Source organism: Syntrophotalea acetylenica, from assembly GCF_001888165.1.
Lineage (GTDB): Bacteria > Desulfobacterota > Desulfuromonadia > Desulfuromonadales > Syntrophotaleaceae > Syntrophotalea > Syntrophotalea acetylenica.
On record NZ_CP015455.1, the window covers coordinates 1,503,843 to 1,527,554 of the forward strand.

Annotated in this window: 21 protein-coding genes and 1 pseudogene; 17 read left to right on the forward strand and 5 right to left on the reverse strand. The window is 56.6% G+C overall.

Features of this window, described 5'->3' with window-relative positions; genetic code table 11:
• Positions 1 to 93: 93 nt before the first annotated feature.
• Positions 94 to 497 (reverse strand): annotated as a pseudogene (locus tag A6070_RS06935) ((R)-mandelonitrile lyase).
• A 208-nt stretch (positions 498 to 705) separates the two neighbouring features.
• Here A6070_RS06935 and A6070_RS06940 point away from each other — a divergent pair.
• The 4 genes from A6070_RS06940 to A6070_RS06955 all read left to right on the forward strand — a co-directional run bounded on the left by A6070_RS06940 (position 706) and on the right by A6070_RS06955 (position 4,636).
• Positions 706 to 1,650, forward strand: coding sequence for an AraC family transcriptional regulator (locus A6070_RS06940; RefSeq protein WP_072287644.1), 945 nt, complete (start codon positions 706 to 708; stop codon positions 1,648 to 1,650).
• A gap of 147 nt (positions 1,651 to 1,797) precedes the next feature.
• On the forward strand, positions 1,798 to 2,946 hold the full coding sequence (locus tag A6070_RS06945) for an iron-containing alcohol dehydrogenase (protein WP_072287645.1): 1,149 nt from the start codon (positions 1,798 to 1,800) through the stop codon (positions 2,944 to 2,946).
• A gap of 487 nt (positions 2,947 to 3,433) precedes the next feature.
• Positions 3,434 to 3,670, forward strand: a complete 237-nt coding sequence (locus A6070_RS06950) for a MoaD/ThiS family protein (RefSeq protein ID WP_072287646.1) — start codon at positions 3,434 to 3,436, stop codon at positions 3,668 to 3,670.
• Positions 3,671 to 3,799: 129 nt separating this feature from the next.
• On the forward strand, positions 3,800 to 4,636 hold the full coding sequence (locus tag A6070_RS06955; protein WP_072287647.1) for a BtpA/SgcQ family protein: 837 nt from the start codon (positions 3,800 to 3,802) through the stop codon (positions 4,634 to 4,636).
• A 37-nt stretch (positions 4,637 to 4,673) separates the two neighbouring features.
• Here the strand turns inward: A6070_RS06955 and modD are convergent, their stop codons facing one another.
• Entirely contained in the window at positions 4,674 to 5,525 is an 852-nt protein-coding gene (modD, locus tag A6070_RS06960) for a ModD protein (RefSeq protein ID WP_072288177.1), read from the reverse strand.
• Positions 5,526 to 5,740: 215 nt separating this feature from the next.
• On the opposite strand from modD, the gene A6070_RS06965 reads away from it, so the two are divergent.
• The gene (locus A6070_RS06965; RefSeq protein ID WP_072288178.1) at positions 5,741 to 6,262 is read left to right on the forward strand and encodes an O-acetyl-ADP-ribose deacetylase; all 522 of its coding nucleotides are present in this window, start codon (positions 5,741 to 5,743) and stop codon (positions 6,260 to 6,262) included.
• Positions 6,263 to 6,490: 228 nt separating this feature from the next.
• Here A6070_RS06965 and A6070_RS06970 read toward each other — a convergent pair whose 3' ends face one another.
• Complete coding sequence (locus tag A6070_RS06970) at positions 6,491 to 7,855, reverse strand: ISNCY family transposase (protein WP_072286075.1); 1,365 nt, start codon at positions 7,853 to 7,855, stop codon at positions 6,491 to 6,493.
• Between the two features lie 197 nt (positions 7,856 to 8,052).
• Between A6070_RS06970 and A6070_RS06975 the strand changes: the two genes are divergently transcribed.
• The 4 genes from A6070_RS06975 to A6070_RS06990 are packed head-to-tail and all read left to right on the forward strand — an operon-like array spanning position 8,053 to position 11,628.
• Entirely contained in the window at positions 8,053 to 8,856 is an 804-nt protein-coding gene (locus tag A6070_RS06975; RefSeq protein ID WP_072287648.1) for a 6-carboxyhexanoate--CoA ligase, read from the forward strand.
• Positions 8,847 to 10,019, forward strand: a complete 1,173-nt coding sequence (gene bioF / locus A6070_RS06980) for an 8-amino-7-oxononanoate synthase (RefSeq protein ID WP_072287649.1) — start codon at positions 8,847 to 8,849, stop codon at positions 10,017 to 10,019. Before A6070_RS06975 ends, bioF begins: the two co-directional genes overlap by 10 nt.
• Complete coding sequence (locus A6070_RS06985; RefSeq protein WP_072287650.1) at positions 10,016 to 10,825, forward strand: alpha/beta fold hydrolase; 810 nt, start codon at positions 10,016 to 10,018, stop codon at positions 10,823 to 10,825. Before bioF ends, A6070_RS06985 begins: the two co-directional genes overlap by 4 nt.
• The gene (locus A6070_RS06990) at positions 10,822 to 11,628 is read left to right on the forward strand and encodes a methyltransferase domain-containing protein (protein ID WP_072287651.1); all 807 of its coding nucleotides are present in this window, start codon (positions 10,822 to 10,824) and stop codon (positions 11,626 to 11,628) included. Before A6070_RS06985 ends, A6070_RS06990 begins: the two co-directional genes overlap by 4 nt.
• Before the next feature lie 17 nt (positions 11,629 to 11,645).
• Here the strand turns inward: A6070_RS06990 and A6070_RS06995 are convergent, their stop codons facing one another.
• A complete protein-coding gene (locus A6070_RS06995; protein ID WP_072287652.1) occupies positions 11,646 to 12,824 on the reverse strand; it encodes a class I SAM-dependent rRNA methyltransferase in 1,179 nt (392 codons plus the stop codon).
• A complete protein-coding gene (locus tag A6070_RS07000; protein ID WP_072287653.1) occupies positions 12,821 to 13,114 on the reverse strand; it encodes an ArsR/SmtB family transcription factor in 294 nt (97 codons plus the stop codon). Before A6070_RS07000 ends, A6070_RS06995 begins: the two co-directional genes overlap by 4 nt.
• A gap of 74 nt (positions 13,115 to 13,188) precedes the next feature.
• Between A6070_RS07000 and A6070_RS07005 the strand changes: the two genes are divergently transcribed.
• The 8 genes from A6070_RS07005 (at position 13,189) to A6070_RS07040 (ending at position 23,709) form a co-directional block, all read left to right on the forward strand.
• Positions 13,189 to 14,190 carry a DUF3108 domain-containing protein gene (locus A6070_RS07005; RefSeq protein ID WP_083558805.1) on the forward strand — a complete coding sequence of 334 codons (1,002 nt, stop codon included), beginning with the start codon at positions 13,189 to 13,191 and terminating at the stop codon, positions 14,188 to 14,190.
• Positions 14,187 to 15,833, forward strand: a complete 1,647-nt coding sequence (locus A6070_RS07010) for a putative manganese-dependent inorganic diphosphatase (RefSeq protein ID WP_072287655.1) — start codon at positions 14,187 to 14,189, stop codon at positions 15,831 to 15,833. Before A6070_RS07005 ends, A6070_RS07010 begins: the two co-directional genes overlap by 4 nt.
• A 182-nt stretch (positions 15,834 to 16,015) precedes the next feature.
• The gene (locus A6070_RS07015; RefSeq protein WP_072287656.1) at positions 16,016 to 17,716 is read left to right on the forward strand and encodes an FAD-dependent oxidoreductase; all 1,701 of its coding nucleotides are present in this window, start codon (positions 16,016 to 16,018) and stop codon (positions 17,714 to 17,716) included.
• Positions 17,717 to 18,226: 510 nt separating this feature from the next.
• Complete coding sequence (locus A6070_RS07020; RefSeq protein WP_072287657.1) at positions 18,227 to 20,371, forward strand: carboxy terminal-processing peptidase; 2,145 nt, start codon at positions 18,227 to 18,229, stop codon at positions 20,369 to 20,371.
• A gap of 208 nt (positions 20,372 to 20,579) precedes the next feature.
• Entirely contained in the window at positions 20,580 to 21,122 is a 543-nt protein-coding gene (locus A6070_RS07025) for a hypothetical protein (RefSeq protein WP_072287658.1), read from the forward strand.
• A gap of 47 nt (positions 21,123 to 21,169) precedes the next feature.
• Complete coding sequence (locus tag A6070_RS07030; protein WP_072287659.1) at positions 21,170 to 21,847, forward strand: MotA/TolQ/ExbB proton channel family protein; 678 nt, start codon at positions 21,170 to 21,172, stop codon at positions 21,845 to 21,847.
• 9 nt (positions 21,848 to 21,856) lie between these two features.
• Positions 21,857 to 22,333 (forward strand): hypothetical protein, encoded by a 477-nt coding sequence (locus tag A6070_RS07035; RefSeq protein WP_072287660.1) that lies wholly within the window; start codon positions 21,857 to 21,859, stop codon positions 22,331 to 22,333.
• The gene (locus A6070_RS07040; protein ID WP_072287661.1) at positions 22,330 to 23,709 is read left to right on the forward strand and encodes a hypothetical protein; all 1,380 of its coding nucleotides are present in this window, start codon (positions 22,330 to 22,332) and stop codon (positions 23,707 to 23,709) included. Before A6070_RS07035 ends, A6070_RS07040 begins: the two co-directional genes overlap by 4 nt.
• Positions 23,710 to 23,712: the final 3 nt, after the last annotated feature.

Genomic DNA, 23,712 nt, shown 5'->3' on the forward strand with positions numbered 1-23,712 from the left:
CGTCACAGTGGGTCGCCACCCCATGCCCGGAGTGGCTCAGGTTACCAGGGCGACCCTGCGGTTGTACTAGTTCTGTCCATACCTACCTTCCTTTCACTTGGTTGCCCGATACTGCTCGTCGCTGACATGTTCCAGCCATTTCACCGATTTGCCGTCGAATTCCTCCTGAATCGCAATATGGGTCATGGATGTGATCGGCCCAGCGCCATGCCAGTGCTTCTCGCCGGGGGGAACCAGACCACGTCACCGGGCCGAATCTTTTCGATCGGCCCACCCTCGCGCTGCACCAGGCCGCTACCGGCGGTGACGATCAGGGTCTGGCCCAGCGGATGGGTGTGCCAGGCCGTCCGGGCACCGGGTTTAAAGACGACGTAAGCACCCGTGGTGCGCGCCGGTTCTTGCGGCTTGAGAAACAGCGGGTCGATGCGTACCGTGCCGGTGAACCAGGCGGCCGGTCCCTGGATCGAAGCCTGTGAACCGTTTCGTTGTATTTCCATTTTCTGTTCCCTTCGTGGTTTTTTTGACAGACCCTCATCTCGTTCAATCGTTGGAACTCCTTTACGGTTATAAGGCTACTCCCCGGAGGAACAATCCGGATAGACTGATCCTTTTTAATTCTTGCCCGAACCTCCAAAAATAATCTGAAATATTGCCTGATGAAGAAGGGGTTGGTATTATCAAGACAACCGAAGCGAGGAAAATAGAATGCAAAAACAAGATGTTGGTGATGCCGGACTTGCATTGGATAAGAGCGAACCGCTCAATGTGCTGGTGGCAGACATTGCCCGATGGACCACAGATTGTGATGAATTTCAAACACCTGTCCCGGGCTTGACCTTTTATCGCCATAATAAACCGACCGAACCGAAACCCGGCCTGGCCGAACCCAGTATCTGCCTGATTGCGCAAGGGGCCAAGAGGATACATCTCGCGGACGAAATATTTGACTATGATGCCCACAGGTACCTGCTTGCATCCGTTTATCTGCCGAGCTCGTATCAGGTCATTTCCGCCAGCCCCGAGGAGCCGTATCTTGGACTCGTACTGAAATTCGATATGCGCGAGCTGTCGCGCCTGATGATCGACAGCAATCTTCCCGCACCGCGCAACAGGGCTATCGATCGATGCATGTCGACAGGCGAGGTCACCTTGCCCCTGCTGAGCGCTTTTCAAAGGATTGTCGCTCTGATTGACGAACCGGAAGATATCCCGATACTCGCCCCGATGCTGCACCGGGAAATCCTCTATCGCCTGCTGGTGGGCGATCAAGGGGACAGGCTTCGCCACATCGCCTCCAACGGTAGCCGCAGCCACCGGGTGGCGCGGGCCATCGAGTGGCTGAAAACCCATTTTGCCCAGCAATTGCGGGTCGACGAGCTGGCCGGAATCGCCAATATGAGCGCATCGAGTTTCCACAGCCACTTTCGCGCCATGACCTCCCTGAGTCCGCTGCAATACCAGAAGCACCTGCGCCTGCAGGAGGCGCGGCGGCTGATGCTGGCGGAAGATCTGGATGCGACCAGGGCGGCCTTCCAGGTTGGGTACGAAAGCTCGTCTCAGTTCAGTCGTGAATACAGTCGGTTATTCGGGGCGCCGCCATTGCGGGATGTGATTAATCTGCGACAGGCGGCGGTTGGTGGGGAAGGGTGAGCGAATGAAAGGTTGCGCAAAACACCAAAGCAAGTAGGATCGGGCAAAAATCGAAGAGTTCCATGTATTTCTTGCTTCGCTGTAAGCCATTAATATTGGGGAAAGAAAAAAGCAAACTCCAAAACCACTTACAAATAAGGAGGCACCATGCGCGACTTTACATTTTTCAACCCAACGAGAATCGAATTCGGCAAGGGCAAAGAAGCCAATATCGGGCTATACCTTAAAGAGTTTGGCGTCGACAGCGCTTTGATTCTGTACGGGTCGGAGCGGGTGAAGAAGAACGGGCTGTTCGACCGCGTGGCCGCCTCCCTGGGAGAGCAGGGCATTGCCTTTGTCGAGTTGGGCGGGGTAATCAGCAATCCGCTGATCAGCCGCGTGCGCGATGCCGTCAAAATCGCCAAGGAAAAAGACCTGCAGGCCGTCGTGGCGGTGGGCGGTGGCTCGGTGCTGGATTCCGCCAAGGCCGTTGCCGCCGGCGCGAAATACGTCAACGACGTGTGGGATTTTTTTGTCGGCAAAGCCGTGGTCGAAGCGGCCCTTCCCGTATTCTCGATCATGACCCTGGCCGCTACCGGCAGCGAGATGAACATGGCCGGCGTCGTGACCAATGATGAAACCCGGCAGAAATACGCCATCGTCTCCCCCCTGTTGTTTCCCAAGGTATCCGTCATCAATCCCGAACTGATGGCCAGCGTCCCCCGGGACTATCTGGCCTATTCAGCTGTGGATGTTTTTTCTCACTGCCTCGATCTGTATTTCTCCGCCAGCTACCTTCCAGAATTCAGCGCCGAACTCATCGAGGCTATCCTGAAAACCGTCATGCGCACCACGGATGCGTTGCTGAAAAATTCCAACGATTACGATGCGCGGGGCGAGTTCGCCTGGGCGGCAACCATGGCGCTGAATGGCAATACCTTCGTCGGCGTCGAGGGCAACACCTACGACACCCACATGATCGAGCATGCCATGTCGGCGCTGTACAATGTGCCGCACGGTGCCGGGCTGGCGGTGGTGCTGCCCGCCTGGCTGAAGGACATCAAAAATCAGATGCCGGAGCGGTTTGAGCGATTCGCCGACAAGGTGTTCGGCGCCTCCGGCGTCGATGCCGGCATCGACAAGCTGACTGAATGGTTCAGCACCATCGGTGCCCCTGTCACCTTCGCCCAGGCGGGGCTCTCCGAGGACGCTGTCGATCCCATCGCCGAAAATGCTTTTGGCAATGCCAAACTCTGGAAGATGGATACGATGTACCCCCAGGAGCGAATCTCCAAAATTCTGAAATTGGCCGTCTAGCCCGCATGAATCAAGCGGGCGAAGGGATTTGGAGTGAACGAAAACATCCATTGTTTTTCAACAGGTTAACTAGTATCCATCCGGAAACTCCGGATGGATACAGCGTAGTTTTCATATGGGAAACGAGCAATTTTTTGTTGTGGCAAGGAAATCAAGGGGTTGCGCGGAGGCGTACATCGGTACGCCGCACAAGCAAGCCTGCGGATTGACGCCGCCATGGCGGAAAAGGGCCGTTTCCGGATGAAAACTAACTAATTGGCTTGCGCTGTGTCGGGGGCTTTTTGTTGCACTCGCCGCCATCCGCATGGTACGCCGGAGCATAAAAAGTGATTCATTTTAAAAACGGCCGGATTGTCCTTTTGAAGCGACCATCGGGTTGACAGGTCAGCACCTGGTGTTATCTGGTTAAACAGTATCATCCGTAGGTCTTGGTTCCGTTTGCCTTGGGTCTGTCTGATCCGGCTGGGGGGAGAGGGAGAGGTGATTTATGAAAGTGAACATCAAGTGCTTTTCGGGTCTGTCCCAGGAAAATGTTTGCGATCATCATGGCAGTAAAGCTTATGAAATCGGGGAGATGGCTACGGTCCTGGACCTGGTGAAGAGTCTTGAGTTCAATCCCGAGGATATCAAGATTGTTTTCGTTAATCACAAGGAAGTGGAGATGGATCATGTTTTGAAAGAAGGAGACCAGGTGGCTCTGTCGCCAAAAACCGGCGGTATGTGATCACTGCGGCGAAGGGCCTGAGAACAGTTTTTTTGCGATGAACCTGCAAGGCAACCGGGATTGCCGGCATTTCCGTAACAGGGCAGTGCCGGCAAGTTTCATAATTTAACAGAAAGGGTTGCGGTGGCCATGGTATCGTCCTTCAATTTCCGGCACATTTTCGGAACCGAAAAACCCATCATCGGCATGATACACCTCAGGCCTCTGCCGGGGGCTCCGGGGTATCGGCCCGAGGCGGGCATGCCGGACATCATCGAGGCCGCGGAAGCCGACGCCCGGCGTTTGATCGAGGGCGGCATCGATGGCGTCCAGATTGAAAACCAGGGGGATCGGCCATTTCTCAAGCCTGCGCAGATCGGATTTGAAACCGTCGCCGCAGTGACCGCCGTGGTGTCGCATCTGCGCCAGCGGTTTCAGGTGCCCATGGGGGTGAACATTCATCTCAACGGCGTGAACCAGGCCCTGGCGATTGCCGCAGCGACAGGCTGCCAGTGGGTCAGGGCCTTCGAGTTGGCCAATGCCTATATCGCCGAGGCAGGGGTAATCGAAGCTGCCGGGCCCCAGGCGCTGCGCTATCGAAGGTTTCTGCAGGCGGAAAACCGGATCATGATTCTCGGCGATTTTCACGTCAAGCACGGCAGCCATCAGATCACTGCCGATAAAAGTTTGATTGCCCAGGCACAGGATGTGGAAGCCGCCCTGGCCGATGGTCTAATCCTGACCGGACATCAGACCGGCAGCCCGCCCCGAAGCGAGGATCTTGACGTGCTTCGCAAAACCATCAAGATCCCCATGCTCATCGGCAGCGGACTCTCGCGGCAAAACATTCAGGATTTGCTGCCCCTGGCGGATGGCGCTATTGTCGGCAGCAGTTTCAAGCTGCAAGGCGATTTGCGAAATCCCGTTGACGGTTCTCTGGTCGAAAGCTTCATGAAAACCGCAAGGATCGTGCGGGGTGACGCCTGAATGTCGGTCGGCGTTTTTCCTGAAACTTGTGCCGCTTTTACGCCAGTGGCATGATACGCGCGCCGATGTCGCTGGTTTTGCCGGCAAAGACGGAAGACAGCACCAGGATATCGGCCCCTGTCGCTGCGTATTCCGATGCGTTTTTTTCGTTGATGCCGCCCGCCGCTGCTATTTTTATGGCCGGATAATCCTTTCGTACCTTGTCGATGACTGTTTTGAGCGTCTCCACGGGCATTTTGTCCAACTGGATGATATCGACGCCGGCCTGGGCAGCGCGCATGGCTTCCGCTTCATTTTCGACTTCCAGGGTCAGTTTTTTACCCGGGATTTCATTGCGTATCCGATCGAGTGCTGCCCAGAAGCTCTTTTGGCTTTCCATGAATACCTGGTGATGCCTGAAAACCAGCAGGGATTCGGACAGCCCCAGTCGGTGGGGGTGCGCTCCGCCGCACAACACGGCCTTGATGGTGACTTTCTTTCCGCCGGGAAACGACTTTCTGGAGGTTTCTACGGAAATCAGCGGATTGACTTTTTGTGCAAGATCGACAATTTTTCGGGTGCGTGTGGCGATGCCGGAGACGTGTTCAAGAAGACTCAGGCAGACCCGCCAACCGGCATGCAGAGTTCGCGCATTGCCTTCGGCCTCGAAAAAATCGGTATTGGGAGACAGGACGGTGCCGCTGGCGGTAATACGATTGATTTGCGCTCCCAGTTTTTTAAAAATGCGCGCCGCCTCCTCGGTGCCGCAGATAACGGTCGGTTCCCGGGTGGAAAATACGATTTTACCGGGTTTGTCGCCGATGCCGAGGGATTCGGTGGTCAGATCCCCATAGGGAATGTCGTCCTCAATGATTTGATCGAGCCATGCTTCGGAAAAATATGTCGGCATTGTAACACCTTTCTGGAAAATACCGGCAGAGTGGCGATCCTGGGGGATATGCCCCTGGTTGCCGGTTGTGAAAAATAAATCCTGCGCTGCATTACGTCCGGACGCCGGTTTGTTCCGCACGATATCGTGCAGGATATATAGCGCCTGCAAAAAAGGCAACACCGTTGACGGCAGATCCTCCGCCTTTTGACTCTCAGGGATGCCACATGGATGCCATGGACAGGGTTTTTCTGATCTGGGACGATATTACCCGTCTCGAAGTCGACGCGATTGTCAACGCCGCGAACGGTTCCCTGCTCGGCGGGGCCGGCGTTGACGGCGCGGTGCACTGGGCGGCCGGGCCGGGATTGACGGAGGCCTGTCGCCGTCTTGGCGGCTGCCCGGCGGGCGAGGCCCGCATAACCGGCGGCTACCGGTTACCGGCCCGCTATGTGATTCATGCCGTAGGGCCGGTCTACGGCCTCGACCCTGAACCCGGGCGACTGCTGGCCAGCTGCTATGAGAACTGCCTCAAACTTGCGGTGGCCCATGGCATACGGACGCTTGCATTTCCGGCAATAAGCTGCGGCGCCTACCGTTTTCCCGCGGAACAAGCCTGTCGCATCGCCCTTGCAACCATCTTTGGTTTTCTGCGGCAGGAAGCTTCCATCCACAAGGTCTATCTGGTAGTTTATTCAGCGGATCATTTCAGAATATATCAGGAATGCATGGCTGCATGGCGCGCTGCGCATGCCTGAATCCCCTGGTTTTCCTGCCTGTCCCTTTGCCCGGTCTGATTGTTAACTAGTGTCCATCCGGAAACCCCGGTTTTTGTCAGGCGTGGCCACTCTGGCGGCAAGACAAATGCCAGATCCGCAGGGTTTCGAAATTGTTGAGTCTCATAGCACCCCCGATTTATCCCAAAAGTGCGGCATAAGGACGCACGATTCCTGTCGGGGGCGAGTTTTACAGCCTTTTTTGTCGCGTTAGCCCTGGGCCAGTTCGATGCGTGCCAGAACCAGCAGGTTGTACGAGACGACATTGCTCCAGACATAGCGCCTGAATCCGCGCCATCCGCTCCAGGTACAGCGGGTCAGGCCAAAGCGCCGTTTCAGGGCGGAAATATTGGCCTCGATCCCGGCGCGAAAGTGCTTCAGGCGCTTGTAGACCCAATTGCTCTTGGCCATGTCGAGCACCCCAAGGCCGCGCCGCTTGGAGAAGACGGCATCCTTGACCTGATGCTCTTTGGCAAACGACAGATTATCCCTGGAGGCAAAGCCCCCATCGGCGCTGGCCTGGCGCGGCATGGTGCCGAAACGTTGCTGATGGCGCTCCAGCATGTCGATGTATTGATCGCTGTCGGCGGGATTGCCGCGGGCGATCACGCAGTCCAGAATCAGATTGGAGGCGCCACCGGTAAAAAAGACCTTGTGACCGTACTCGGTTTCGCGGCGCGACTTGACGATGATGTCGCTGTGGCTCTCGAAAAAGGAGATGATTTTCTCCGAGGCCGGAACCTTTTCGTCGCGAAAAACACGCCGCTCGGTCTGGTCGATGACCTTTTCGAGAATGCGCAGGGCGCGCTCCAGCTGCTGTGCCAGAAGGTGCGCGGTGCAGCCGTCTTGGAAGCTGCCGCCCTGGTAGGCGCCCAGAACGGGGATCGCCTCCCGGGCATAGCCGCAGACCTTGCGGGCTACCTCCACCAGGTCGCGGTAAGCGGCCACGCGGGTTTCCTGCTTGCGGGCATTGAGGATGGTTAGGGCGCGCTTTTTGGCTACCCGGCGATGATCGGAAAATGGGTAATCCGGACGAGGCCTGAGCTGATGGCCCTCGACCATCCAACGGGTCATGATCCGAATACCGTCCCACAGCAGCGAGGAGTCGGTGGGATGATGGATGTTGGTCTCAATGGCGGTGGAGTCGATGCGCACCTTCTTGCCCGTCTCGATTCTCGTCCCGGCGGCGTAGCCGAGGATCAGGTGGTGCAAGGCCTCCCAGGTTGACTCCGTCAAGCTCTTGATACTGTCCTGGAGGATCGACTTGCGGGGATAAACGCCCATCTCAAGGCGAGCAAAAGAGCGGAAGGCGACGGAATCTTCCAGGTAGAAGGCCAGTTCCTCATAGGTCAGCTCGCGATACTGTTTGAGAACGGCGCAGCGCAGCACCTGGTCAGCCGTCAGCCCGCAGCGCCCGGTATCCTCGCGCCGACCCTGAAGCAGATCGCGGTGAACAGCATCGAGGATATCCGGCGTGTGATCCAGAATCTGCGAAATGCAGCGCAGCTCTTTGGCGATGGCGCTGGTATGCATGAGCTCGAAGATGGACATTTGTCGATTGATTTTTCGCCTCACAAGCCCTCCTGACCGTATTGAAGTTGAATAAATTCAACGAGTTAGAGGGTTATATTGTCATGCCACGCTCAAGAATTCAAGTACAAAAACGTGTATTTTGTTCGTAATTACAACAGCTTATGACTTTCCGGATAGACACTAACTAAGCACGCTTTGGATGTTGACAATCCCGTTGTTCACTGTTAATTTTCCTTTCCATGAAAGAACCTCTTTTCAGTATTCGCATGCGTGCCGCCCGTGGAGACCGGCATATTTCCGGGGCCGAAAGACTGGCTGGCGCCGACTGTCTGGATGGCCTCGCGGCCGGCATGGTGAAACGGGCGCTCGGCCATCCCAAGGGGCTGCCTGACAGCATTTCCCTGACCATCGAGGAAATTGACCTCTCGAGGCTGATGCGTATCGGATTGCCGGATATACGCACTGTCGGCGTCGACTCGGTGGCGCAGGGCAGAAACGCTGCACTGGCCGGACTGCTTCGCGCGGGGATTTCCGAACAGGCGGCACGTAGTGCCATGCAGGCCTTGGCCGGGGGGGCTGCTCCGAATGGGGAAAGTATGCGAGGGGCGATGCTGGTCGACGCCCTCGACGGGCGGCGTCTTGAATTCGACGCGGCGCGCGGCGTGCGGGTGTCGCGCATGGATCTCGAAGAACGCGCCGCTGCCGTGCTTGCCAGGGAGCTGCAAGCCATCGGATTGAACAACACGCATGTTCAAGAGGCGTTGGTGCTGGCGGCCAAAGTGCTGCATGCCCCTGGAGTGCTGGCCGAGCTTTGCTGGTCGGATGATCCCGATTACACGGCAGGTTATGTTGCCGCGCCTTGTCTGGGCTACGTGCGTTTTCCGCTGCTCAAGCCTCGGGGTGAGGATCGTGGCGGCAGAGCTTTTTTTCTCGCCCCGGGCACCGATGTGACCGGTTTGTACCGTTTTCTCGAAAAACAGGCGGTTCTGGTCGATCGGGTTGGCCGGATGCTGCCCGATGAAAGGTGGAGGGCATGTCCCTGAAAAGCTGGCAGGATGCTCTGGCGGCGCTGGCGTCTTGCGGCATGCTGCGCCGCCTGCAGACCGTGACCGGTCCGCAACGCGCCCATGTTCACATGCAGGGGCGCGAGATGTTGCTGCTTTGTTCCAACAACTACCTTGGGCTGGCCGATCATCCGGCGCTGGTCGAGGCCCAGAGCCGGGCCGCGGCACATTATGGCACCGGCAGCGGTGGCAGCCGGCTTATTTCCGGCAGCATGGAACTTCACGAGCAGCTCGAAACCCGGCTGGCCTGTTTCAAGGGCACGCAGCGAGCCTTGTTGTTCAATTCCGGTTACGCAGCGAATACGGGCATTCTTCAGGGGTTGATGGGGCCGGAGGATATCATCTTTTCCGACCGGCTCAACCATGCGTCGATCATCGACGGTTGCCGTCTGAGCCGCGCGCGGACTCTGGTCTATCCCCATCGGGACGTGGCGGCCCTTGAGCGGCTCATGGCCGGAGAGGCTGCGGGGCGCAAGGGGCAGTGGCTGATCGTCACGGATGGTGTTTTCAGCATGGACGGCGACCTGGCGCCGCTGCCGGAACTGGTTGCCCTGAAAAACCGCTACGATTGTCTGTTGATGGTGGATGATGCGCATGGAACCGGTGTGCTGGGCGCAGGCGGCAAAGGTACCGGGGAATATTTCGGATGCCTTGCCAACATCGATCTGCATATGGGGACGATGGGCAAGGCGCTGGGAGGCTTCGGTGCTTTTGTGGCCGGACCGGATGTTTTGATCCAAACCCTGTTGAACCGCGCCCGTTCCTTTATTTTTTCGACCAGTCTGCCACCGGCAGTGGTCGGCGCCGGGCTGGCGGCTCTGGATATCGTGCAGAGCGAGGAAGGACGATCCCTGCGCTTGCGGCTGGAACAGCTCAGAGCACTTGTTACTCAACATCTCGGCCCGGATATCTGCACCGGTTTTGACGGCAACACGCCGATTTTGCCGATCATTACCGGCGAACCGCAGGCCACGGTGCGCGCCAGCGCCTGGTTGCAGCAGCAGGGAATCTTCCTGCAGGGCATCCGTCCGCCGACGGTACCCGAAGGCAGCTGCCGTTTGCGCATGACCCTCATGGCCACCCATCAACCCGGCGAACTGCTGCAGGCGGCTGACCTGATCCGGAAAGCGTTGTCGGCATGATCATTCATAAATTCTGCCGTCTTGACGACGGACGCTCCGTCAGTTACCGAGCAGGGGGCGATGGCCCCGTGCTTGTCCTGCTGCATGGCTGGGGGATGTCTTCCCTGGTGTTTTCGCCCCTCATGCAGCGTCTGTCCTGTTGCCGTCGCATTATCGCTCCTGACCTGCGAGGGCACGGGCATTCCCATGGCGGGCCAGGCTATGCGCTGGGGGATTTCGCGGCGGATATCGAACAATGCCTGAACCTGGCGGGGGCCGAGGAAATCGCCCTGCTTGGCTGGTCCCTTGGCGGCATGGTGGCCCTCGAGATGGTCGAACGACTCGGCGAACGGCTTAAAAAACTTATACTGGTTTCGACAACGCCCTGCTTCGTGCAACGCGACGGTTGGCCGCACGGCCAGCCGGCATCTCGGGTAAATGCACTGTCCAGGCGCTTCCGTCGCGATCCCGCAGCGGCTCTGGAAGGGTTCTTCCTGCAGCAGTTCGATGGCGAGACAAAACAGGGGCCTCTCATTCAGACATGCAAGCATGAACTGTTCGATCTTGCTCCCCTGCCTCTGGCATCGGCAGGTCTGGGCGGGTTGAGCACCCTGTGTGACGCGGACCTGCGCGAGCTCTCCCCACGATGCTTGCCGACCCTGATCATGCATGGAAGATGCGATGCCATCATCCCTCCGGCTGCCGGTGAGTATCTGGCCCGCCGCTTGCCTGAGGCGCAATGGAAGCTTTTGGATGGTGTCGGACATGCTCCCTTCATCGGCAGGCTGGACTTTTGCGCGGATATCCTGGCGGATTTTTTGATATGAACGCTATCGACCGTCGTCAGGTTCAACGCCATTTTTCAGCCAGCGCCTGCAGTTATGATGATTGTGCCGATGTTCAGAAACGGGTTGCGCGCAAGGTCGCGAACCTTGTACAGGTTGAGGGGGCCGCGAAGGGACCGATGCTGGAAGTCGGCACCGGTACAGGATATCTTGCCGAACTTATCGCGGCAAGATATCCGGGCTTGCGGCTCCTGGTGTCGGATCTCGCCCATGCCATGACGCGCGCCGCAAGCCAGCGGTTGCCAGGGGCCTGGGCCATGGATCTCGATGCCGCGGCCTTGCCGCTGGCTACGGAAACCATGGCGTATGTCTGCAGCGCGTCGGCTTACCAGTGGGTGGAAAACCTGCCCCGGGCCTTCGGAGAATGTCATCGGGTTCTGCAAAAAGGCGGGAGTTTCATCTTTGCCCTGTTCGGAGACGGAACGCTTGACGAACTCAGGGGTGCTTACCGGGAAGCTCTGCTGTGCGAGGGGCGGGAATCCCCCGATTACCTGGTGCCGATGCCATCGAAACATCGGGTTGATGCATCACTTGCCGCCGCCGGCTTTGAAATTTTCCGGGTTTGGGAGGAAGTCGAGAGGGAGTATCACGGTTCTCTGGCTTCGTTGCTGCGGTGCCTCAAGGGGGTAGGGGCGCATAACGCTTCCCGATGCCGTCCCCGAGGGCTGGCTTCGCGACAGGTCATGAAACGCCTCGAAGGAAATTATATCCAAAGGTTTGCCGACGGTGGGAGGCTGCCGGCTACCTATCGGGTAATTTACGGGATTGCCGGCAAGAGCGGGTAAAACTGGCGGAGAATGGATCAGTCGCAGGCCTGCATCACGACACATTTCAAATATTCGGTCTCCGGGCAGGAGCAGAGCACCGGGTGGTCATAGGACTGCCCGCGAACTTCCAGCAGGCGCATTTCCCGTTTTGCCAGAAAAGCCGCCTGCCGCAGGGTATCGAGGAAGGTTTCCCGGTCCATGTGGTGGGAACAGGTGCAGGTAAACAGAAAACCTCCCGGTTCCAGCAATTCCATCGCGCGCCGGTTGATGGTCAGGTAGCCCTTGATCCCTTCGCGCAAACGCTTGCGGTTTTTTATGAACGCTGGAGGATCGAGGATAATCCCGCCAAATCGCTCGTTTCCGGAATTAAATTGGCGCAGACTGTCGAAGACGTCCGATGTCACAAACCGGCAGGTGTCGTCTTTGAAATTCAATCGTGCGTTTTCTTCCGCAAGTGCCACGGCCGCCGGTGAAATGTCGATGCCGATAACCTCGGCGGCGCCAAAACGGGCGGCGTGTATGGCCCAGCTTCCCGAATAGCAGAACAGATCGAGCATACGCTTGCCGGCGGCCCGGTCCCGCAGGGCGAGATGGTTTTCCTTCTGATCCAGGAAGTGACCGGTTTTTTGCCCCTGAAGAACATCGACTTTGAAGCGCAGACCGTTTTCAGTTATTTCGACGCGGTCGGGAAGCTGCCCGTGAAGGATTTCAACCTGGCGCGGAAGGTTCTCCAGGTCGCGCACCGCGACATTGTTACGGGCGACGATCGCCTCGGGGTCACAGATGTCCTGCAGGGCTTGCAGGATGAAGTGTTGTCTGCAATCGATGCCCCGGGTCAGAAACTGAACCGACAGCACCCGGTCGTAGCGATCGACCACAAGCCCCGGCAGGTGATCGCCTTCGCCGTGAACCAGGCGCACAGCGGTGGTACCGTTGTAGATTGCCTCGCGCATGGCGAAGGCGGCTTGCAGGCGGTTGCGGTAGAAGTCCACGCAATCGATACACTGCCTCTGCCGGGAAAGAATGCGCGCTGCGATCAGTGAATGGGGGTTGTAGTAACCGGTCCCGAGGAATTCGCCGCCGGCCGTCACTATCTCCACGGCCTGGCCTGGCAGCGTGTCCTGGCTCGGGGGCTGGATTTCATTGCTGAATACCCAGGGGTGGCCGCGACGGACGCGGCGCTCGTGTCCGGGGCGCAGAACGAGCTGTATCATGCCTGCGTACTCAGGTCAAAAACGGCTTTTACGATACGGCGGGCTTCATCGGAGGTGACGGCATAGTACACTTCGACGCCGGTACGATGCCCTTCGATGATTCCCTTGTTCTTGAGCAGCGCCAGATGCTGGGATACGGTGGCCTGAGGCAGTCCGAGGCACTCCCAGATCTTCTTGACATTGCAGGTCTCCGAGAGCAGTCCGGCGACGATTTTAAGACGGATGGGGTGGCCAAGGACTTTGAGGATTTCTGCTTCGCGTTCGTAATTTTGGGTCTTGTCAAAAACCATCGTTCCGATATTCTCTGCCGCAAATAGGTATATTCCGCCCGTTGTCCACCTGGGGGGCGAACGGGTTTTCTGGTATGATGTACGCGCATGGTAGTGGCGTAGGGGGTGCATGTCAAGAAATATGCTTCCGCATGTCATGGCTATGGACTTTTCCCATGTTCCTTATTAGACTGCCGCACCTCTGGCCAGGATGGCCGGCGTCCATCGCGAATATGTGCTCTCACGGGAGAAAAACAGTGAAAACCCTGGTGTGGATTCTTGCAATCCTTGGTTTGTGCCTGCCGGTCGACGCCAATGCCGGCGCCAACTCTTCGGATCCAACAGGTAAATCTTTTTCAAGACAAACCCTGGATCCTTTGTGTGGTGAAAAATTGTCTTACGATATCGCTTTTTTGTGGTTTGACCGATTGGCCGTGGGGGATTTTATTCTTGAAAAAACCGAACAACCCCAAACCTATCGAGCCACTCTTGAAGCCAGGACCATGGGGGCTGCCGCCTGGCTGACCGGAAACCGGGTTCAGAGGTATGTTTCGACATTGCGCCTGTCCGATGAGGGTGGCCTGCGACCTGTGAGTTTTGATGCAGACATGTACAGACGCAGTGGCGACAAGGTAAAAAGTCGCCTCAAACATTGGGCTTTCGATTATCCGCGTCGGCTTGTTATTGAAAAGGTCACGCGTAATGGCCGAAAGTCTCCGCTCAAAAGGCATGCAATGGGTTCTGGCCCGTATCCCTACGATATCCTTTCGGCCTTTTATAATTTCCGGGCCGGGCTTTGGGGGCCCCTAGAGGTCGGTACCTCCTGTAAGGTGCCGACGTTCGCCAAGGGGGCTCCTTCCGCAATCGATATATCAGTCCTTGCGAACAAGGATCGTCCCAAAGAGGGCGGATTTCCGACAGGAGGTTTGGTGGTCAAGGTTGTGGTTGATCCGGAGGTTTTCGACACGGGGGATGGGACCCTTTATATATGGTTCGATAAGGCCATGCGTCCCGACCGGGTGTTGGTGAAAAATGTCATTGGCATGGGAGATGTGCGTGCCAATTTACGATCCGCAGGGAAAGAATCCGGAAAATGAATGACACCATCTTTGTTGTGGGTCACCGCAATCCCGATACCGATTCCGTCTGCAGTGCGCTGGCATATGCCCGTTTGCGCAGCAGGCAAGGGCTCGAAGGGGTCGTGGCGGCCAGGGCCGGCTATCTCAACCGGCAGACCGAATTTGTCCTTGAACAGCTTGGCGCGGAAACGCCGCAGCTGGTTTCCGATGTTGTGCCGAGGGTTGGGGATGTCGTCAAGCAACCGGCCGTGACGATTCAGAGTGGTGCTCCGCTGGTCTGGGCTCTCGACCTTTTTCATCGTTACGATATCGGTCTGCTGCCGATCGTGGATTCCGGCGGCATCGCTCTGGGGATGCTCTCGCTGCGCCAGGTCGCCGATAAATTCCTGGTTGGCGGACAGGAGCAGAGCATGCGCCGGATCCTGACATCACCTGCGGTTCTGGCCCGCTGCCTGCACGCCGAGCGGTTCACGGCCGATCTCTGCGGCGAGGTTCAGGATTTTGATCTTTATGTCGGGGCCATGGCTTTTAAAAGCTTTTGCGAGCGTATGGCTGGGCTTGATTCAAAACGGTTGCTGGTGATTACCGGAGACCGTGACGACATCCAGCTGCACGCAGCGAAACTGGGGGTGCGGTTGCTGGTGGTAACCGGCGGCCAACCGCTGAGTCCCGAGGTTATCGATACCGCCAGGCAGAATGGGGTCACGGTGCTGGCCACCAGTTTCGACACCGCCACCACCGCATCCCTGGCAAGGCTCTCCACGCCGGTGGACAGCCTTATGATCACCGATTTTCCCATGGCGGCGATGGGAGAATCTTTGGAAACGTTGCGTTATCGGCTGCTGGATTCCAGCCAGCCCGGGGTGCTGGTGCTTGACGACAGCGGCAAGGTGCTTGCCGTCGCTACCAAAAGTACCCTGCTGCAACCCCCGCCCATCAAGCTCATTCTTGTGGATCATAATGAACTTGGTCAGGCCGTTCCGGGGGCCGACCGCGTGGAAATCCTTGAAATTATCGACCATCATCGACTCGGCAATCTGCATACCGATGCTCCGATCCGGTTTATCAACCAACCGCTGGGCAGCACCTGCTCGGTCGTTGCGGGCCTGTATAAAAGCGCCGGTATCGTTCCGGATGCACAAACCGCCGGATTGCTGCTGGCGGGGTTGCTTTCCGATACCGTTATGCTTAAATCTCCCACAGCTACGGAATGCGACCGCGACCTCTGTGGCTGGCTGGCGGCACTGGCCCATCTTGACCCGCAGGAATTCGGGCGCCGCATGTTCCGCGCCGGAAGTGCATTGGCCGCCTACGGCAGCATGACAGAGTTGATCCTTGCGGATTTCAAGGAGTATTCCCAGGAAGGCAGGCAGTTCGGCATCGGTCAGGTGGAGGTGGTCAGTTTCGACGAATTTTACGAAAAACGGGCGCGGATCGCCACCAGCCTGATGGAACTTTGTCGAGACCGCGCCCTTGACCTTGCCGGGTTGCTGGTTACGGACATTGTGCGTGCCACGAGTCTGTTGTTGTTGGCCGGCAATTCGGAATTGATGGTCAGGATCGGTTATCCGCGTCTGGATGACGGCCTGTTTGAACTCAAGGGCGTACTCTCAAGAAAAAAGCAGTTGTTGCCGCATGTTCTGAAGATCCTCAAAGCGTAAGAGTTACCCCTGCCGGCCCGGACTGGACATCTTGCGTCGATGTGAAGGTGTATACAGGAAAAAACTGCTTGCCATATCTAATAATTCGTATTATATGAATATACGAATTAACCAGGTCGAAATGACCTGTTTGCGACCTGGCATGTTTTCCCTCAACCTTACCACATAAAGGAGGCATCTCAATGAAGGAGAGGAAGCGAATTGTTGTTATCGGCGGATCTGCGGCAGGTCCCAAGGCGGCTGCGAGGGCCAAGCGCCTCGACCCCGATGCCGAAGTCACAATCATTCAAAAAGCGCCGGAAATGTCCATGGCTTCCTGCGGTTACCCTTACTATGTGGGCGGGGTTTTCGATAACCGTAACGCCTTGCTGAGCACGCCGTACGGAGAAGTTCGGGACCCGCATTTTTTTGTTCACACCAAGGGCGTGAAGGCCCGCACCTTGACCGAAGCCGTGTCTATTGATCGGGAAGGTCGCACGGTTCGCTGTCGCGATCTGCACAGTGGCGATCTGGATGATGTGCCCTACGACAAGCTGATTCTCGCCACCGGAGCCAGACCGCGAAAGCCTCCGATCCCGGGAGTCGATCTTGTCGGCGTGACCACCTTGCAATCGATGAAAGACGCCGATTTTCTGAGAAGGATTCGGGACGACAAGTCCATTACCAAGGCCGTGGTTATCGGCGGAGGTCTCATCGGCATCGAAACCTGTGAAGCCCTGCAGTTGTCCGGCATCGATATAACCGTCATCGAGATGTTGCCCCAGATTCTGATGTTTCTCGATTGGGAACTGGCCAAGATCCTTGAAAACCATGTCCGCAGTAATGCCGCCAACGTCATCACCGATGTCAAGGTTGCGGGGTTTGTCGGGGAGAATGGCCAACTGACCGGCGTAAAACTCGAGAACGGCACTGAACTGCCCTGTCACCTGGCGGTACTTGCCATTGGCGTCATTCCCAATACCGACCTGGCGCGAGATGCCGGTCTGGATATCGGACAGACCGGCGGCATTGCTGTCGATGATTTTATGCAGACATCCGACCCGCATATCTATGCGGTTGGCGATTGCGTTGAACTCGTGCATCGCATCACCGGCAAGAAAACCCGCGCTCCGTTTGGCGACCTGGCCAATCTGGAGGGGCGCGTGGCCGGTGAAAATGCGGTGTTGGGCAATCAGGTCACGTTTCCCGGGACATTGCATACCGGCATCTGCAAGGTTTTCGATTTTTCAGCCGGTTCGACCGGCTTGTCCGAATTGCGAGCCCGCCAGGAAGGGTATGAAAATGTGGTCACGGTCATCAATGCCAGCCTGGACAAGCCCGAATTCATGGGCGCCAAGCTTCTGATATCCAAGATGGTGGTTGATGGAAATACAGGCAAAATTCTCGGGGTCCAGTGCGTTGGACCCGGCGATGTTGCCAAACAGATCGCGACGGCCGCCATGGCTCTGCATGGGAAACTGACCGTCGCCGATGTCGTCAATGCGGATTTGCCGTATGCGCCGCCGTTTTCATTGCCGATCGACCATTTCATCGCCACCGCGCATTTGATGGAAAACAAGCTCAAGGGCCGATTGAAGAGCATGTCTCCAATTGAACTGAAAAAAAACCTGGATGCCGGTAAAGATCCTTTTATCCTCGACGTGCGGACTCCCGATGAGTTCGAGGCCGTGCGCATCGGCATTGGAGAAACCCTGATTCCCATAGGCGAGCTCAGGCATCGGTTCGAGGATTTACCGGAAGACAGAGACAGGGAAATCGTTTGTTTCTGCAAGATCTCCCTGCGTGGCTACGAGGCGGCCCTGGTGCTGGAGTCCGCGGGTTGGCGCAATGTCAAAGTGCTGGAAGGGGGCGTTATGGCCTGGCCTTTCGGCCGCGAAAAATAGTGAATGTCCGTCCGGAAGCAACTCCGGATGATGCAAGTTGCCCTGGGCAGCGGCTGTCCGCAGCGGCCGCTGCCCGATTCCATCGCACCTGGCCGGGGATGCCCACCTGAATATATCGCGGCCTGAGTGCAGCGGATGAGCGTTTCTGTCTTTCCTTTCTCCGATATTATTTGAGCCGGCCCCTGTTCCGATCAGAACCATTCCCCCCCATGTTCATAACGACTCCCCTTGCTTGCAACGGGTACCGGTGTGTTATATGCAGAACTGGTCGGTTGCACTCCACGGGGCATGCGATGTATGGTATGTTGCAAAGATAAAAACCATGCCGTGTCCAGGCCGGTTGTCGGATAGGGCGTGGTTGTCCCGTGGGGATTTTTCATAGTGCCTGCCTGCCATGATGCGTCGGTTCCGCCGAAATTTTGATGATATTTCAAGGCGTTGCATCATGGGAAGTAATTATCTGTCATGGGGTTGTTTCCATCGTTTGGCTTTTCCGGAAGAGGAAAAAGAATGAAATATAAAAAATCCTGGTTTTGTCTGCTTGCGGCTGTGCTGTTGTTTGCTGTCACCATGTCCTGGTCAGGCCTGGCATCCCAGCAGATTTCTCCCGATGCCGGTCATTTGAGAGGCAAGCTTTTAACCCATTTGATCCGGCAGCAGATGACTGTCAATCATTTCAGCCATAAACCCCTGGATGACAAAATTTCTCAGGCGGCCTTCGATCTTTACATTCAGCAGCTTGATTTTCAGAAAAGGTTTCTGTTGGAATCGGATATTCAGCAGCTGTCCTTGTACCGCAACAGGATCGACGATGATATAGTACGTGGAAATCTTGAGCTTCATAAAACCGGTGCTCGTCTTCTGAGGATAAGAGTTAATTTCGTCATGAATATGATTGACGATCTTTTAAATAAAAAATTTGATTTCAACAAAAAAGATCAAATTGAAACAGACCCTGAGAAAATCGATTACGCTAAAAATTCTGTCGATCTCAAGAGACGCTGGGAAAAAATCCTGAAATATCAGGTATTGATGCGCTACGTACAATTGCTGGAAGAGCGCACTGGATCTGGAAAAAATACGGCTGCGAACGAAGGGAAGGTCGATAAGATCCTTCTGAATGAAGCCGTTCAGAAGGTGCGGCGAAGCACCCATCATCTTCTGGGCAGGCTACTGGAAGAAACCGAGCAGGATCATTTCGAACGTTTTCTCAATGCTTATGTCCGCGCTTACGACCCCCACTCGGCCTATCTGGCACCCGATGCCCTCGAGGATTTTGAAATCTACATGAAGGGTTCGCTGGAAGGCATCGGCGCCACCCTGCGGGAGGACGATGGATTCATCCGGGTGGTTGAGATCATCCCGGGCAGTCCCGCCGCCAGACAGGGACAACTCGCGGCGGAGGATATCATTCTTAAAGTCGGAGAGGGTGACCGGGAACCGGTGGACGTCACGGAAACGCGGTTGCGCGACGCGGTGCGTCTGATACGCGGCAAAAAGGGCACGGTGGTTCGCCTCACCGTTCGCAAGCCGACCGGACGGGAACAGATTATCCGCCTTGTCCGTGATGTCGTGGAAATCGAAGAAGGATTTGCCAAGAGCACTACGCTTCCCGTCCCGGGTAAAACCGGAAAACACTATGGTTACTTGCGCATTCCTTCGTTCTATCGCGACTTTTCCGAAACCCGCGACGGCCAGTCCGCCCGCAACGTTACCGATGACGTGCGCAGGGAACTTCAGCTCCTGGTTAAAAAGGGGATCGATGGACTGGTTCTGGATTTGCGTGACAATGGCGGCGGGTCCCTGTCGGATGCCATTGACATTGCAGGTCTTTTTATACCCAAGGGTCCCGTGGTGCAGGTCAAGGACAGTGAAGGGGAGGTGCGGGTTTATGAAGACGAGGACCCCGGTATCGTTTACGGCGGGCCGCTTGTGGTGCTGGTCAATCGCTTCAGTGCTTCGGCTTCGGAAATTCTCGCGGGCGCCATTCAGGATTATGGCCGTGGGGTTATCGTCGGCGGCGGCGGGACCCACGGTAAAGGCACCGTTCAGGCCATTTTTGATATGGATCAGCCATTGGCCTATGGTCCCCTGCAAAAGCTTGCGCCTCTTGGGGCCTTGAAGGTGACTGTGCAGAAATTCTACCGTATCAGCGGCGGATCCACCCAGGTGAAGGGGGTGGTGCCGGATATCCAGTTGCCGGACCGCCTGGCGTTTCTGGAAACAGGGGAAAAGTTCATCGAGTATGCACTGCCCTGGGATACGACCCGGCGGGTCTCCTTCAAACGCTGGGCCCAGGCTCCCGAGGTTGCCACGCTCCGCCATTTAAGCGCTCAGCGGGTCGAAAAAGGGCACCGTTTCGATGCCGTTGTCGCTGAAACCCGGCGCAATGCACAGCGGAGCAGGGCGACCTTGCGCTCGCTCAATCTCAACAGCGTTCTTCGGGAACGAACGGCGTTGCAGGAGCGTGGGCTTGAAGCCGAAACGGCGGACCATGAGGTGGAGGCCCCGCTCGAACATTTTTCCGGAAAGCATCTTGAAGAGAAGGTCGCGCAGGATCTGTACGTTCAGGAGAGTATCGCGGTGCTCGGCGATCTGCACAACCAGCTTGCCGGGCACGATTGTACCTTGGCTGGTGCCCTGTCTTCCCGATGATGCTTTCATGTCGCTGAAGAGATGTCGACGTTCCTGGTGTAACGCCCGGGTGGTCTGATTATTGCTTGGCTTGATGATATGAAATGGATACCGGCCGGGTCGCGCCTGCGTGGATCGGCCGGCGACAGATTTTCTGCAGGCTTAAAGTGGAAATATCGAGGGAATCTGATTTACTTCTGTCATATGTGAAATTTTCAAGGAGGCATGCATGAGAAAAATTACCCTTTATCTGACTGTAACCGTCCTCGCCGCCGCACTTTCCGGGTGCTGTGCCTGCAATAAGGCCGATTGGCCCCAGGAGCCGATTCTCGGGCACATGAGCGTGCCCCAGAAAAAAGCCTATCTGAAAAACGTCAGGCAGAATCTCAAGGTTTTTCGTCTTACCGCCAAGGAACTGGACACCCACAGGAGACTGACTCCGCAAGAGGCGCAATCCCCCTGCGAAGGCCAGGAATTCCGTTGTGAAGTTCAGAAGTACATTGAAGTTTACGCGATGCCCGTCATTCAGGACGAGGAGGCCCGCGAGCATGTGGAAACGCGCCTTGAAGTAGCGAAAGTCAATCTTCTGAGCGCTTATGCCTATGAGGAAACAGGGCAGGACAGTCGCGCCCGCGGCCTTCTGCGGATCTTCAACAAGCGCTATAAAACGGATCCTGCCATTCAGAATGCGGTCGTCGATCCGACGGAAATGGGTTTCTCCCGTCTGACCGAGGGCGCTTCCAAGCTTGAAGCCAAATTGTTCGCGCCCTGATATCACTGGGTTTGGATCAATCGAGAATTCTTTTAGAGGTGATTTTTATGGCAGGCCAAGAGAGTATTTTTAACGTCGTATCCAATGGCATCATCGATGTTCTTACCTATATTATCAACAGCTATTCCGGCCTGTTGCAGATTCTGGTGTATTTGATAATGGCCAGTATTTTCGGTTTTGCCCTGGTCAAATCCTATCAATCCTTCAGGGCGCTTTCCTTCTATGATTTCAGCAAAGTGAAAAGCCGACGTTCCCTGCATCATTTGACAGCCGACATAAAGATGCCGCTGGCCTTGCTCGCCGCTTCATTTTTTGTCCGCACCAAATTACATTACGAGCAGGAACAGCAACGCGGCACCGTGGACAAGGTTATCCCCCCCGATGCCTTTATCCGCGATGCGGCGTTTCAGTTCAGTGAACGCTATTTTGAGGAAAAATTTCTCGAGCCCGTGGCGATGATGGCCAATCTGATGCCGCCCATGGGGTTCATCGGCACCATTATCGGCATGGTCGTGCACTTTCTCGCAAATTCCGGAACCCTCAATACGGAAATAACCGTAGCCGGCATTGCGACGGCTCTTTATACCACCTTTATTGCTCTGATCTGTTTTACCTTTCTGGAATTCCTGCGCAAAGTATTTTATGCCCTGGCGCATCGGCGCATCGATGAAGGTCTGTCTGCCATAACTCTTTTGGCGGATGATGTTCCTGGCGACCGGGGCTAGGTGGCTGTCATGAAAATGAAAAACGGTCATACCTGGCTCTTTTCCTTCACCGATCTGGCGTTTCTGCTTTTGATCAGCCTGAGCCTGATTCCAAGCGCACCGGACAATATCACCATTAAGCTGGCGGAAATGGATGTGCCCAGTGTGCCGGAACACGAGCAGATGGCCCCCCTGGCAAATGTTCGGGAACTCTGGGAGCTGCAGGTGTATGCGGTGTCTGACCAACGTCCTGTCCCGTATCGTCTTGTCAGGGCAGGGGTTGGCAAGAGCGCTTCCGCCCAGGATGTAAAGGTGCTGACCCGCGAAGAGCTGCTGCCGGCCATCGAGGCCCTCAAACAACGCAATTTGCGGCCGATTCTTCTGCCTGAAAAGAACTCTCTGAGTCAGGATTTTCTTTATGCCGCCGGTGTTATCGCCAAAGTCTGGACGAACGGAAGTCGAACCATCGTGCAGGTCGATCCTGACGAGGAAGACGCGTTGCCATGATGATTCTGAAGGAAAGTCTCTATGGATGGGGAGTGTGCAACATCCCCCAACCGCGTGCCACGCTGGATGTTTTTGCCGATCGCAGAAACAACGCAGCCGCCGCGCCGGTCGAGCGTCGCAGCCCGGGATCGGCAACGGGGTTCTGGTCTATATGGGTTGAGTTGGCAAGGCGTGATTTTCCCCTTGGGCAACTTGCCGGGGTGATCGGAGGGGCGCTCGCCATGATTCTTTTTATGGCCTGGGCCAGTTTTTATCTGCCTGTTGCCGAACCGATCCCGCAGCCCTCCGTCGAGATCCTCGCCAGAGTGCCCGAGATGCCCGTGGCTCCGCAGGAGCGCGCTCCCGATGCGCCTGTGCCTCCGCCGGCAAGTCGCGACCGTGTGCTGGCCGCGACTCCGCCCGTGCCACAGGTTGCCCCACCGCCGAAGGCCGTGGTGCCGCCCCGCAAAGTCGCTCTTTCCGCGCCCCCCAAGGTGAACATCATACCGAGAAAGGTGTCCCGGGAGCCGGTTCTGCCCGGTCCTGAAAAAGTGGTCCGTTCCTATCGCGACGCCGCCGTTGCTGCGGGGCCCATGCCGTCTTCGCAGCCCGCCACCCGTTTTGAAATGACGTCTCGCCAAGGGCCGCTCGTTGCATCCACCGATGTGGGTGAGCGATATCGGGGAGATTCACCAGCAAAGTCTTCGGCCATGCCCGTTTCACGCCGGGCGCGTTTATCTGCCGGTAACACCACGGAGGTCGATCTTCCTCAAACCGCCATGGCCACCCGCAATTTCAGCATGACGCGTTCTTCTCAAACTCTCAGGGGCAGCGGCAGTTCAAGCTCCTTTGCGCCCCGTGGCCATGCCGATGACATATCCCTCGGCTCGCATTCCGGCATTCGAGGGGGGGGAAGGGCAAATGTAGCGCCGTCATCCGGATTTGAAGGATTGCCTTCGGGAGCATCCCGCAATGCGAGTTCAAGGATCGGTACTATGGGTGGCGGCAAGGATGTCGATATCCCGGTGCTTGCCGGCCTGGGGGCGGCTTCCGGATTGCCCGGAGGGAACGCAGTTTCGTCTGTTGCCCCCGCGGGTGACGGGAATGCTTCGAGCGGGCTGAAGTTTGATGGTGTCGGCGACGGTCATTATGATCCGGCGCGCATGATCAGCCTGAATCAGCTCAAGGCCTGTATCGATCCCGATGCGGAATTCAATCTCAAGGCATCCCTGGCGACCGCCCTGGACACCGATGGACGCTGTGCTGTCCGAAATATGGTGTTCTTTTTCAAACATCCTGAAAACGGTTATACCCTGCAAGTCGATGTATATAATCCCGATAATTTTGTCGATCGATGCGACGCTCTTCGCGCGGCCATCCGATGCGTAAATCCTTAGTAG